The sequence below is a fragment of the Massilia suwonensis genome (genome assembly GCF_042655665.1).
Lineage (GTDB): Bacteria > Pseudomonadota > Gammaproteobacteria > Burkholderiales > Burkholderiaceae_D > Telluria > Telluria suwonensis.
The window spans coordinates 187791-200482 of the sequence record NZ_JBHSMR010000014.1; the positions used below are offsets into that span (position 1 = coordinate 187791).

General features: G+C 64.9%; 10 protein-coding genes. 2 read left to right on the top strand and 8 right to left on the bottom strand.

All coding sequences use genetic code 11. From position 1 onward, the window contains the following. Positions 1–6 precede the first annotated feature (6 nt). The 3 genes from ACFPQ5_RS21180 to ACFPQ5_RS21190 form a co-directional block, all read right to left on the bottom strand. Positions 7–1164: a PAS domain-containing sensor histidine kinase gene (locus tag ACFPQ5_RS21180; RefSeq protein ID WP_379760516.1), complete on the bottom strand. Its 1158-nt coding sequence runs from the start codon at positions 1162–1164 to the stop codon at positions 7–9. A 277-nt stretch (positions 1165–1441) separates the two neighbouring features. Beyond that, positions 1442–2203, bottom strand: coding sequence for a LytR/AlgR family response regulator transcription factor (locus tag ACFPQ5_RS21185; protein ID WP_379760518.1), 762 nt, complete (start codon positions 2201–2203; stop codon positions 1442–1444). Between the two features lie 94 nt (positions 2204–2297). Further along, positions 2298–3563, bottom strand: a complete 1266-nt coding sequence (locus ACFPQ5_RS21190; RefSeq protein WP_379760520.1) for a sensor histidine kinase — start codon at positions 3561–3563, stop codon at positions 2298–2300. Between the two features lie 330 nt (positions 3564–3893). Between ACFPQ5_RS21190 and ACFPQ5_RS21195 the strand changes: the two genes are divergently transcribed. Continuing rightward, positions 3894–4832 (top strand): exopolyphosphatase, encoded by a 939-nt coding sequence (locus ACFPQ5_RS21195; RefSeq protein ID WP_379760522.1) that lies wholly within the window; start codon positions 3894–3896, stop codon positions 4830–4832. Positions 4833–5036: 204 nt separating this feature from the next. On the opposite strand, the gene ACFPQ5_RS21200 is transcribed toward ACFPQ5_RS21195, so the two are convergent. The 5 genes from ACFPQ5_RS21200 to ACFPQ5_RS21220 all read right to left on the bottom strand — a co-directional run bounded on the left by ACFPQ5_RS21200 (position 5037) and on the right by ACFPQ5_RS21220 (position 11521). Next, positions 5037–5738, bottom strand: coding sequence for a YjjG family noncanonical pyrimidine nucleotidase (locus tag ACFPQ5_RS21200; RefSeq protein WP_379760524.1), 702 nt, complete (start codon positions 5736–5738; stop codon positions 5037–5039). Between the two features lie 264 nt (positions 5739–6002). Further along, the gene (locus ACFPQ5_RS21205; protein ID WP_379760526.1) at positions 6003–8405 is read right to left on the bottom strand and encodes a sensor domain-containing protein; all 2403 of its coding nucleotides are present in this window, start codon (positions 8403–8405) and stop codon (positions 6003–6005) included. 105 nt (positions 8406–8510) lie between these two features. Beyond that, the gene (locus ACFPQ5_RS21210; protein WP_379760528.1) at positions 8511–9482 is read right to left on the bottom strand and encodes an IS1595 family transposase; all 972 of its coding nucleotides are present in this window, start codon (positions 9480–9482) and stop codon (positions 8511–8513) included. A gap of 134 nt (positions 9483–9616) precedes the next feature. Continuing rightward, positions 9617–10882 (bottom strand): nitronate monooxygenase, encoded by a 1266-nt coding sequence (locus ACFPQ5_RS21215; RefSeq protein ID WP_379760530.1) that lies wholly within the window; start codon positions 10880–10882, stop codon positions 9617–9619. Positions 10883–11035: 153 nt separating this feature from the next. After that, positions 11036–11521 carry a YajQ family cyclic di-GMP-binding protein gene (locus ACFPQ5_RS21220; RefSeq protein ID WP_136219396.1) on the bottom strand — a complete coding sequence of 162 codons (486 nt, stop codon included), beginning with the start codon at positions 11519–11521 and terminating at the stop codon, positions 11036–11038. A 139-nt stretch (positions 11522–11660) separates the two neighbouring features. Here ACFPQ5_RS21220 and murB point away from each other — a divergent pair, with 139 nt between their 5' ends. Then, positions 11661–12689 carry a UDP-N-acetylmuramate dehydrogenase gene (gene murB / locus ACFPQ5_RS21225; protein ID WP_379760532.1) on the top strand — a complete coding sequence of 343 codons (1029 nt, stop codon included), beginning with the start codon at positions 11661–11663 and terminating at the stop codon, positions 12687–12689. Positions 12690–12692 lie beyond the last annotated feature (3 nt).

Below are 12692 nucleotides of genomic sequence, written 5' to 3' on the forward strand. Positions count from 1 at the left end.
AAAGGCTTAGACGGCGTGGCCCCTCAGCGGCACGACGATGTCGATGCGCGTGCCGGGCGGCTCGTCGGCGCTGATCGTGATCTCGCCCTGCAAAGCCCAGACCCGTTCGCGCATGCCGACCAGGCCCAGCGATTCGGCCTTTTCCATGTCTTCCTCGCGGATGCCGCGGCCGTCGTCGCGGATCGTGACCAGCAGTTCGCCGTTAACACGGTACAAGGTCAGCGTCACCAGGCTGGCCTGCGCATGGCGCGCGATGTTGGTCAGCGCCTCCTGGACGATGCGGAAGATGGCCGTGCTGGCCTGGTCGTCCAGGCGCAGCTCGGCTTCTTCGGCCAGCAGTTCGCAGGCGATGCCGTGGCGCTGGACGAAATCCTCGCGCAGGCCCTGCAGGGCAAAATACAGGCCGCCTTCGTCCAGCGCGCGCGGACGCAGGTTGGTGGCGATGCGGCGCAGCGAGGTGATCGCCGTGAGCAGGTTGCCGTCCATGCCGTCGATCAGGCGCGCCGAGCTGGGCGCGGCGCCGCAGACCTCGCGCAGCAGGGTCAGGTCCATGCGCAGCGAGGCCAGCAGCTGGCCGAGGTCGTCGTGCAGCTCGCGCGCGATGTGGGTGCGCTCTTCCTCGCGGATGGTCTGCAGGGCGCTCGAGAGCTGGCGCAGCTGGTCGTGCGAGCGCGCCAGCTTGCGCTGCACGCGCTGGCGCTCGGAGACGTCGCGCAGCACGATGGTGTAGACGGTGCGGCCACCCTGCAGACTGTCGACGATCGAGCCTTCGATGGCGAAGGCGTCGCCGGTGGCGCGCAGGCCGGTGCCGGCGTAGTCGGTGGCGCGCCGCCCGGCGCGGCCGTCGGCATGGAAATACTCGGTAGGAGCGGCGTCATCCAGCCCCGGTGCTTTGATGAAGTCGGCCAGCGAGCGCCCCTGCATCTGCCTTGCCGTCACCCCGAACATGGCGGCGGCAGCCGGATTGGCCAGCACGATGCGGCTGCGTTCGTCGGCCGCGATGATCGCTTCGTTGGCGTTGTGGACGATGCGGCGGCTGTGGTAGGCCGGGCCATCGCCGGCGCCGTTGGCGTCGAATCGGCTCAGCAGGCGGCCGCCGAGCAAGCCGAGCGCGAACATCGCCAGGCCGCGCCCGCGCGGGCGCGCACTGCGCTGTTGTTTCATGTGGGTATGCCTGCGGTAATGTCCGCGTGCGCGGACCAACCCCTACGATACGGCGCGCAGAGCGCCGTACGGTTGAGCAGGCACAAACTGGGCAGGAAGAGCACGTAGGGCGGGCATGCCCGCGCGTGACGCTTGCATCGTGTTGGCGGAGTCTTTCCCCAAACGAAGCCACAGTTCAACGCACAATGGCTTCGACGCGAGGCAACACAAAGCCGCCGTCACGCGTGGACGGCGTCAATGGCGCGACGGCTCTACCGGTCCAGTAGAGCCGTCCACCCTACATTTGCTTGAACAAGTGCAAGAAACTCCGGCTCACTTCCAGCTTCTCCGGACGCCCCTTCACGAGCACCAGGTGACGCCCGCGAATATCGCGCGTCACGCCTTCGATCGCGTTGACGTTGACGAGGGTGGCGCGGTGAATTTGCCAGAACAGCGCGGGATCGAGTTCCTCGGCCAGGTCGCGCACGGGCTTCCTGATCAGCGCTTCGAAGCTCGCGGTCTGCACGCAGGTATATTTCTCGTCCGAACGGAAGAACAGGATCTCTTCGACCGGGATCATGCGCAGGTCCTGGCCGATGCTGGCCTGGATCCATTGCAGGTGTTTCGGTTTCGGCGCCGCGATCTTCTCGGCCAGCTGCGACAGCATCGCGGTGACGCTGTCGTTGACGACGCTGCCCGGCTTGTCCAGGCGCGCCTTCAGGCGTTCGACCGTGACCTTCAGGCGCTCCGGTTCCGACGGCTTGAGCACGTAGTCGACGGCGCCGCGTTCGAAGGCCTCGACCGCGTACTGGTCGTAGGCGGTGACGAACACGATCTGGCTGCGGTCGCCGATCTCGGCCGCCGCTTCCATGCCGGTCTTGCCGGGCATGCGGATGTCGAGGAAGGTCAGGTCGGGCTTGCACTGGCCGACCAGCTCGACGGCTTCCTCGCCGTTCTTCGCTTCGCCCACGATCTCCAGTTCCGGCCACACCTGCTCCAGGCGCATGCGCAGCTGGTCGCGCATCAGTCTTTCGTCATCGGCAATAATCGCAGTCGGCATGGCGGGGTCCTGGCGGAAAAAGAGTTTGACAATTATTCAACGAAACGGCGCCGCAGGCAAGGCCGGCGGTGGCGCCGGCCGCCTCCGAACGCACTCAGCGGGAGACCTGGTAGGGCACTTCGACCATCGCGATCACGCCCGTCGGGCTGTTGGCGGCGATGTGCAGCTGGCCGGCCTCGCCGTGCAGCAGGCGCAGGCGCTCGCGGATGGTCGGCAGGCCCAGGCCCGTGCCCGTGCTCGGCACCACGCCGAAGCCCACGCCGTCGTCGGTGACGGTGACGCGCAATTTACTGTCGGCCACGTCGGCCACGATCTTCAGGGTGCCGCCCTCGGGCTTGCATTCGAGACCGTGCTTGATCGCATTCTCGACCATCGACTGCAGCATCATCGGCGGGAAGGCGGCGCTGCGCAGGCCGTCGGGGATGCGCATGTCGACCGTCAGGCGTTCTTCCATGCGCATTTTGAGGAGGTCGAGGTAGGCCGTGACCATGTCGACTTCGCGGCCCAGGTTGGTCACCAGGTTGTTGTCGCGCATCTGCGGCAGCACGGCGCGCAGGTAGAGGATCAGGCTGCGCTGCATGGCCGAGGCGCGCGGCGGATTGGTCTCGATCAGGTGTTCGACGGACGCGAGCGTGTTGAACAGGAAGTGCGGCTCCACCTGCGCCTGCATCATCTGCATCTTCGTTTCCGACAGCTGGCGCTGCATCGATTCGCGTTCGGCGGCGGCATTCGCGGACTGGGTCTGCAATTCCGCGCGCTTCTTGCCGCCCATCAGGGCCTTGATGCCGAACAGGGCGAGCACCAGCAGGAACACGAAGCTGTTGAACCAGGTCGAGGCCTGCTTGTGATAACGCGACACTTTCGCTTCTGCCGCATCGTCGACCGCACCTTCGATCGCCACCGACAATTCTTCGGCGATCTGCGGCGGCAATTCGATGTGGACCGCTTCGCTGCCGGGATTGGCGCCCTTGGGCAAGGCCAGGTCGGGCGCCGGCGCTGCAGGCGCTGCAGGGGCGGCCGGTGCCGCCGGCGCGGCGGGGGCAGCGTCCGGCGGCGAGGGCGGCGTCTCCGGACTGCCGGGCTTCGGTTTGTTGCGCGGATTAAAACGGATGCCGCTGTCGTCGATGACGATGCTGACCTGGTCCTTGCGCGCGGCGCGCTCGGCGGCGGCGATGTCGGCTTCGCCGCCAGAAAACAGTTCTTCCTGGAGGATGGCGCCGGCGATCAGGGTGAGGGCGGCGAACAGGAAGAATTTCCACCACGACAGCTGGGTGACCCAGGTCGCGACGGCATCGAAGGCGCGGTAGAGCGACGACAGGATGCCGGAAAAATAGTGGTGGGAGGAGCTGCGCGCTTGCATGTCGTTTCTTGTCGGTCGATTCGTGGGCGGGAGCGAGTGTACCGCGTCCCTGCCATCCGATGCCGGTTTGTCTTGTTCAAAGGACACGGGACGGCTTCCGGATTGTTGGAATGTTGCAACTTTACACCGGTGCCCGGCCGCTGGCACGCGCTTTGCGACAGCCTGCACGATGCGGGGCGTGGAATGCAAAACCGGGCGCCAGGATTCCCGGCATGCATGAATGGTCGCGACAAAAACCGGCTGGAGAAGCTAACAACACGAAACATTGCGCGGTATGATGAAAAACGAGCTCAGCTTCCACAGTCAACCATTCGACGAAAGGATTTGCCGATGTCCGCCGTTCCAGCACAGTATCGCCTCGTTACCCGCAGCGACTTCGATGGCCTGGTTTGCGCAGTCCTGCTCAAGCACCTGAACCTGATCGACGACATCCTGTTCGTCCACCCGAAAGACATGCAGGACGGGAAGATCGCGATCACGCAGCGCGACATCACGACCAACCTGCCTTACGTCGCGGGCGCCCACCTGGCTTTCGACCACCACCTGTCCGAAACCATCCGCAACCGCGGCGTGCGCGAGAACCACGTGATCCATCCCGAGGCGCCCTCGGCGGCGCGCGTGGTCTGGGATTACTACGGCGGCGAGAAAACCTTTCCGAAAGCCTGGCTCGACATGATGGCCGCCGTCGACAAGGGCGACAGCGCCCGCTTCTCGCGCGAGGAGGTGCTCGAGCCGGCCGGCTGGAACCTGCTGAACTTCCTGATGGACGCGCGCACGGGCCTGGGGCGCTTCCGCGATTTTCGCATCTCGAACTACCAGCTCATGATGGAACTGATCGAAGCCTGCCGCCGGCACTCGATCGACACCATCATGGCGCTGCCCGACGTGCAGGAGCGCACCAGGCTGTATTTCGAGCATGCCAACCTGTGCAAGGAACAGATCCGGCGCTGCGCGCGCGTGCAGGCCAACCTGGTCGTGCTCGACCTGCGCAAGGAGACGACGATTTATGCCGGCAACCGCTTCATCATCTATGCGCTGTTCCCGGAAACGAACATCTCGATCCACGTGCTGTGGGGGCTGAAGAACCAGAACACGGTGTTCGCGACGGGTAAATCGATCCTGAACCGGACCTCGAAGACCAACATCGGCGCGCTGATGCTCGAGTACGGTGGCGGCGGACATGAGAATGCGGGGACCTGCCAGGTCGATAACGAGATGGCGGAAGACGTGCTCGGCGCGCTTATTCAGCGGATTACCACCGAGGGGTAAGCGGGCGGGGTGGGGCTGTTGCCTGCCTTGCTATCGGTGCGCGTAATCCGCGTGGGCACGGAGTGCCCACCCTACAGGACACGTTAACGATCGGGTTTCGTGTGATCTTGCCGACAACGGTGACCGTAGGGTGGGCACTCCGTGCCCACGCGGATCGAACACACCGATAGCGGCGCAGGCAACAGCCCCACAATCAGGCGCGTCTCAGACGCCTGCCATGCTCCGCAACGCCGGCACGACCTCGTCCAGGTGCGCCACCTCGCAGGTCGGCCGCGCCTCCGACTCGTTCGCGAGTCCCCCCGGATTGAACCAGCAACTCTCGATCCCGAACCGGTTCGCCCCCAGGATATCCGCGTCCAGTCGGTCCCCCACGATCACCGTTTCCGCGTGCGCAAACCGGCGCGCCATCCTGACCGTGTAGTCGAAGAAGCGATGATCCGGCTTCGCATGCCCGCAGGCCTCCGAGGTCGCGACGAAGGACAGGTGCACATGCAGCTTCGCGGCCGCGATGCGCCGGTGCTGGATCTGCTCGACCCCATTCGTGATGATCCCGACCTCGCCGATCCCGGCCAGGGTTTCGCACAGCGCCTGCGCGCCCTCGACCAGGACCACCGTGTCCGCCAGCGATTCCAGGTACAGGCGGCTGGCCGCCTGCGGATCGAGCTCCAGCCCGCCCGCTGCGAAGGTCTGGCGAAACCGCTCCACCTTCAGGAAATCCTTCGACACCGTCCCCCCTTCGAAGGCCTTCCACAAGGCCAGGTTGAAGCCCTGGTAGCGCCCGAACAGGCCGTCGGGCAGCCTGGCCAGCCCGAGTTCGCGCATGGTGCGCTCGAAGGACAGCTGTTCGGAGGCCTTGAAGTCGAGCAGGGTGTCGTCCAGGTCGAAAAGAAAGAGTCGATGTTTCATCGCGTCGGATAGCGCGCAGCAAGGCCCGCAGTTAAGTGAAAATTAAATAGACAAACGCGCAGCCTGAAAAGACGATGATAACGGAAGCGGCAGATAGCTGCCGAGCTTGCGGCCCAGGCTTCCATACGCGGTGACGTACCGTATCAAGACCTCGAGAAACCGTAGCGAGCGGAAGAAGCTTTGGCCGAGAAGCGCAGCTGTACTTCGGTACAGCGAGCATCGCAGGCCGAAGATTCGACGCGCAGTAGGTTTATCGAGGTCTCACTACGCAGGCATGCGGTCGCGTACGAGCTCGCGCGCGATGTCGGGCTCCACCGGCTCGCTCATCAGGATGCCCTGCAGCACTTCGCAGCCGTGCGCCGTGAGGAAATCGCGCTGCGCCCGCGTCTCGACCGCTTCGCCGATGACCGGCATGCGCAGGTTGTGGCCGATGTCGATCAGGGTGCGCGCCATGGTGCCTCCCTCGGCATCGAGCTCGTCGGCGATCGAGCGCACCGCTTCCCTGGACAGTTTCAGCTGGCCCACCGACAGCTCGCGCAGGAAGCCGAGGTCGGTCATGCCCTGGCCGAACTCGTCGATCGAGAGCGTCAGGCCGAGCTCGCGCAGCTGGCCGGCCAGGTCGCGCACCTGGCCCGGGTTGCGGATCACGGTTTCCTCGCGCAGCTCGATCTGCAGGCTGTCCGGCGCGAGGCCGTAGGCGGACAGGCGCGCGGCGATGCCGGGCACGAAATCCTGCTGGCCGTATTCGCGCGCCGAGACGTTCACCGTCACCGGCACGTCGGTCACGCCGAGTTGCTTTAAATCGCGGAGAAAAGCGCAAGCCTGGTCCAGCACCCAGGCGCCGAACTCGACGATGCGGCCGTTTTCCTCGGCTTCGCTCAGGAAGGCCGAGGGCAGCAGCACGCCCTGCTCGGGATGGCGCCAGCGCAGCAGCGCCTCGAAGCTCGAGACCCTGCCGCTGCGTGCATCGATGCAGGGCTGGTACAGCATGAAGAGCTCGCCGCGCTCGATCGCGTGCGCCATGCCGTAATCGAGCCGCTGCCGCGCTTCGCTGCTCGTCTTCATGTCGTTCGAGAAGAAATAGATCTCGTTGCGGCCCGTGGCCTTGGCGTGGTACATGGCGACGTCGGCCGAACGCACCAGCTCGGCCGCCGTGACGCCATCGTGCGGATAGACGGCCACGCCGAGGCTGGCGCCGACCTCGATGTTCTTGTGCATGAAGGAGACCGGCTGGGTCAGGCTCTGGCGCAGGCGCTCGATCATGCGCAGCGTGAAGCGCAGCGAGGGCTGGTTGACCAGCACCAGCACGAATTCGTCGCCGGACATGCGTGCCACCGTGTCGATGTCGCGCACCGAGGCCTGCAGGCGGCGCGCCACCACCTTCAGCACCACGTCGCCGGCCTCGTGGCCGTAGCTGTCGTTGATGTTCTTGAAGTTGTTCAGGTCGATCAGGACCACGCCGGCCATCGATTTCTGGCGCTGCGACAGGTGCAGGGCCTGTTCCAGCCGGTCCCACATCAGGTTGCGGTTGGCGAGACCGGTGAGCGCGTCGTGGTTGACCTCGTGCTCGAGGTGGGCGGTGCGCTGCTTGCTGGTGGTCACGTCCATGATGACGCCGATGAAATGGGTCGTGGTGCCGTGCTCGTCGAGGACCGGGGTGATGCTCAGGTCGTTCCAGAACAGCTGGCCGTCCTTGCGCATGTTGCGAAACACCACGTTGACGCTCTTGTGCGCCACGATCGCCTCATGCACGCGCTGGCGTTCGTTGTTGTCCATGCCGGGCGCGGCCATGAAGCGCGAATCGCGTCCGATCACTTCCTCGGCGCTGTAGCCGGTGATGCGCTCGAAGGCCGGATTGACGTATTCGATCGGGCAGTCGCGCCCGTCGATGCCGGTGATGACGATGCCGTTGCTGGCCGCATGCAGGGCGCGCTCGCGCAGGCGCAGCCAGCGTTCCTGGTCGCGCCGGGCGCTGATGTCGACGCCCATGCCGAACAGGTACTGGCCGCCGTTGCAGTCCACGCGCGCGCCGCACAGCACCATCGGCGTCTCGCGCCCGTTGCGCGCGACGACGTCGGCCTCGATCGCGACTTCCTCGCCGTTCTCGAAGACACGGCGGATGCTCTCGGCGATCAGCGGCCGGGTCTGCAGGTCGAACAGCTCGAGCGCATTGGTCGCGCCCATTTCCTCGGCGGTGTAGCCGGTGATCCGTTCGTGGTTGCGGTTCCAGAGCACGAAACGGCCTTCGCGGTTGAGCGCATACACGGTGCCGGGCAGGACGTCGATGACGGCGGCCAGCGGCGTGCGTCCGACCAGCACGGAGTCGGGCGTGGCGTCGGTGTGGACGTTGTCGATGGCGGCGACCCAGACCTGCGTACTGCCGTCAGCCTGGGTTTGCGGCGACAGCGCCAGCTCCGCCTTGACGGTGCTGCCGTCGGCATGGCGCAGCAGGACGCGGTTGGTATGGCCGTGGTTTTCCGCCAGGCCGCGCCAGCGCTCGCCGCTGTCTTCCGGCGCGGTGCCGATGAGCAGGGCGCCAAGCGGCTGCAGGATGGCTTCGGCGGGCGTGAAGCCGAGCAGCTTTTGGCAGGCATTGTTCCAGGTCGTGATGATGCCCGCGCCATCGAGGAGGAAGGCGGCATTGGCTGTCGGGACGGGCAAGGTCATGCTGAGCGCCTTTCGTTCGCGGGCATCCTCAGTTGGACTCGACTAGCCTACACCCGTTCCCGAACTCTTGTCGCGGTTGTGCTGAAACAAAAGGCGCTGTTCACGTTAACTGTGGGAAGTCGCCGGACGCCCTGCGCCCATCGCCATCTGCAGCAGTCTGTCGGGCGTCCTGATGCGTCCACCATCGAGCGCCCAGCGCCAGCCCAGGTAGTGGCTCAGGTAGCGGCTGGCCACGCCCCGGAAAGGCTGAAGCCAGCCGCGCAGCCGGCTGTGATAGGCGTTGACGTTCTGGACGTGAATAGCGCCCCGCACCGGGACCCCTGCTTGCAGGTTGACCGCTTTATGCGTGATGCCCGCTTCCTGTGCGAAATGGCGATAGGCCGAATGGCTGTCCGTGACCAGCAGCACGTCCGGCTCCAGCCGTGCTTTCAGATGCTCGTGCAGCTGCCGCCGCGTGACCGGCCCTTTTCCGGGCACCCAGTCGAGCGTCTGGCCGCTGCGGTCGCGTGCGACCAGGATGCACATCTGCTCGTTCGAGATGCCGCGCTTTGTCGCTTTCCCGCCGCGCTTGCGAGGCGCACGGTCAAGTGTGCGCGAGCCTTTGTGTGATTCCAGCAGATACATTTCGTCGGCCTCGGCGATGCCGCCCAGGCGGTCGGGGCGGTCATGCTGGCTCAAGGCAAGGAAGCGGTGGCGCCAGCGAAAGCTCGTCGCGCCGGCAACGCCCAGCTGCTCGGCGGCGCGGCGAATGCTGTGCGAGTCGAGCATCCCACCCAGATAGTCGAGCCAGCGGCCCTTGTGCCGCAGGCGCGCCAGGGGCGTGCCGCTCAGGCCGTTGCAGGTGCGCCCGCAGTTGCGGCAACGGTAGCGCTGCAGGCCATGCGCGCGGCCGTGCTTGTGGAAATTGCCGCCGCCACAGCCAGGACACAGGAGCCGCCTGGCGGAGTGCTGCTCGATCAGCTCGACGACCTGGTCGCGCTTCACCTCCGGAAGCAAGAGATCGAGCAGGCGTTGCCGTTGGCGCAGCGTCAGCGCTGCCAGCTGTTTCAGGAAGTGTTCGAACTTGCGTGCCTGCATGCAGACCTCCGCTTGGTGAAGTCCAGGTTGGACCTCAGCCGTACAAGAAGATTCAACACTTAACACGAACAGCGCCAAACAAAAAAAGCCACGCATGCAGCGTGGCTTTCTGGAGCTTACGGCCAGGGCAGGGCTCAGGCCGCCACGCTCTCCTGCTTTTCCGGCAGCGCGATCTCGTTGTCGACGCTGAACTGGTAATCCTTGAACACGTGCTCGGCGCTCAGGATCTGGTAGTCGCCATTGGCCAGCTTGTGCGTGGTGTCCTTCAGGCGGTAGGTGTAGTGGCCGCAGGTCCAGCAATTGTAGTTGCGCATGTGCGTGCACAGGCAGGTCTTGTCCATCACCGGCGGATTCTTGACGTCCGGATTGGCCAGCACTTCGCGGTTGTACGAATTGATGTAGGCGCAGTTGCCGGTCGCATCCAGCAGGTAGCCATAGGATTCGCAGCCTGGACGGATGCCGGAACCGATCGCCGGCGTGCTTTTCAGCATGCGCATCGGATAACCGGTCGGCGAGATGCCGTTGACGATGATGTCCTCTTCGCTGGCGCGGAAGTATTCCTGCTTGACGCTGTCGGGCATGCCGCATTCGCGGGTGACGGTGAAGCGGGTCGCCACCTGCACGCCGCCCACGCCCTTTTCCAGGAAGGCGACCGCGTCGGAACCGGTGAACACGCCGCCGGCTGCGATCAGCGGGATGTCGATGTTTTCCGCGCGCATGTAGGCGAGGATCTCGTCAATGATCGTGTGCAGGTCGTAGTTCTTCCAGTCGAAGCCGAAGCCCAGGTGGCCGCCGGCCAGCGGACCTTCGACGATGATGAAATCGGGCGGGCGGTTCAGCTTGGCGACCTTGCGCAGGAACAATTGCAGGGCGCGCACCGAGGACACGATGATGCCCAGCTTGGCTTCGCGGAAGCGCGGATGATCCTTGATCAGCTCGAAGGAACCGAGGTGCAGGCCGGCCGACATGGTGATGCCGTCGATGCCGGCGTCCAGGGCCGAGGCCAGGCGCGTGCGCAGGGTTTCCTTGGGCGCGTTCATGGTCAGCTTTTCCATGCAGTTCACGAAAATCAGGCCGTCGCCCTTTTTCGCCGCCATGGTCGCGCCCACGTGCAGGCGGGTCGCTTCGGCCAGGCGCTCGAGGTCGAACTGCACCACCGCCTTGTCCATGTTGTTGATGTTGAACTTGTAGAGCTTGGTCTTGTCCTTGACGAAGGTGGTGTCGAACTTGCGGTCCGAGACGTCCTGCACCATCGCGTCCGAGATGTGGCCGATGCCGCCCAGGCGCGCCGCTTCCAGCGCCAGTTCCGAGGTCGAAATGTCCACGCCCATTCCGCCGATCATGATGGGCACATATTCCTTGTTGCCCAGACGCAGGCGGAAATCATCAACACGTTTCATTGCTATCCTTAGACTACGTTGCTCTTGCTCAAAAGGTGGGGCCCTGCGAGCGAGTTTGTGCAGCCTCCATTCTACCCCAAGCGAAAATGGGGCAGCGCGAGGCGTGCGGCGATATGCAGAGTGGGAATACGAGGCCTCAAGCCCGCACCGGGCTCAATCGCGGAAGTTATTAAATGCCAGCGGCAAGTCCTGGATGTCCTTGCGCAGCAGGGCCATGGCCGCCTGCAGGTCGTCGCGCTTGGCGCCGGTGACGCGCACGGTTTCGCCCTGGATGCTGGCCTGCACCTTCATCTTGCTTTCCTTGATCGCCTTGGTGATCTTCTTGGCGTCCTCGGTCTCGATGCCGTTGCGCACCTTGATCAGCTGCTTGACCTTGTCGCCGCCGATCTTCTCGACCTTTTCTTCGTCGAGGAAGCGGACGTCGACCTTACGCTTGGTCATCTTGTTGACGAGCACGTCCTTGACTTGATTCAGCTGGAAGTCGGAATCGGCGAACAGCGTCAATTCCTTCTCCTTCTGCTCGACCTTGGCCGAGCTGCCCTTGAAGTCGAAGCGGGTCGTGATTTCCTTGTTCGACTGCTCGACGGCGTTCTTCACTTCAACCATGTCTGCTTCGCAGACCACGTCAAACGATGGCATGGCGTTTTTCCTTTAGATTGCATTATTTATGAGTGGCAGTATTTTAACGGACTGGCCCAAATAGAACGACCGTTTCTTGCCGGTAGAGCAGGGCTTGCCTCTATAATCGACCGGTTTTCGCCCTCAGCCAGCCCTATCCATGTCTACCGCACTCCCGATCGAACACGACGTTTCGCTGCAAGCCTTCAATACCTTCGGCCTGGCCGCCCGCGCCCGCCACTACCTGCGCGTGACCAGCGCCGGCCAGCTCGACCAGCTGGCCTCGGATGCGCGTGCCCAGGGCCTGCCGCGCTTCGTCCTCGGCGGCGGCAGCAACGTGCTGCTCACAAAAGACGTCGAGGCCCTGGTGCTGCACATGGCCATCGAGGGCCGCGACGTCCTCGGCGAACAGGACGGCAAGGTCCTGGTGCGCGCCGGCGCCGGCGAGAACTGGCATGCCTTCGTCGACTACACGCTGGCGCAGGGCCTGGGCGGGCTGGAAAACCTGTCCCTGATCCCCGGCACCGTGGGCGCGGCGCCGATCCAGAATATCGGGGCATATGGCCTGGAGATCAAGGATGTGTTCCACTCGCTGACCGTATTCGACCTTGCGCGCGGCGAGCGCCGCACCCTGAACGGCGCGGACTGCCGCTTCGGCTACCGCGACAGCCTGTTCAAGCATCCGGACGGCGCCGGGCTGGTGGTGCTGGACGTCACCTTCGCCCTGCCGCGCGCCTGGCAGCCGAACCTGCGCTACGCCGAACTGGCCCAGGCGGTCGAGGCCGCCGGCGTCCAGGCGCCGACGCCGCGCCAGGTGAGCGACACGGTCATCGCGATCCGCCGCCGCAAGCTGCCCGATCCGCTCGAGATCGGCAATGCCGGCAGCTTCTTCAAGAATCCGGTCGTGCCGGGCGCGCAGTGCCGCGCCTTGCTCGAACGTTTCCCGGCCCTCGTGCACCACGCACAGCTCGATGGCAGCGAAAAGCTGGCCGCCGGCTGGCTCATCGACCAGTGCGGCTGGAAAGGAAAGAATCTCGGTGCGGCCGGCGTCTATCCGAAGCAGGCGCTGGTGCTGGTGAACAATGGCGGGGCCACCGGCCAGGAAGTCATGGCGCTGGCGCGCGCGATCCAGCAGGACGTGCGCGCGCGCTTCGGCGTCGAGCTGGAGCCGGAACCGGTGTTCGTGTAAGGA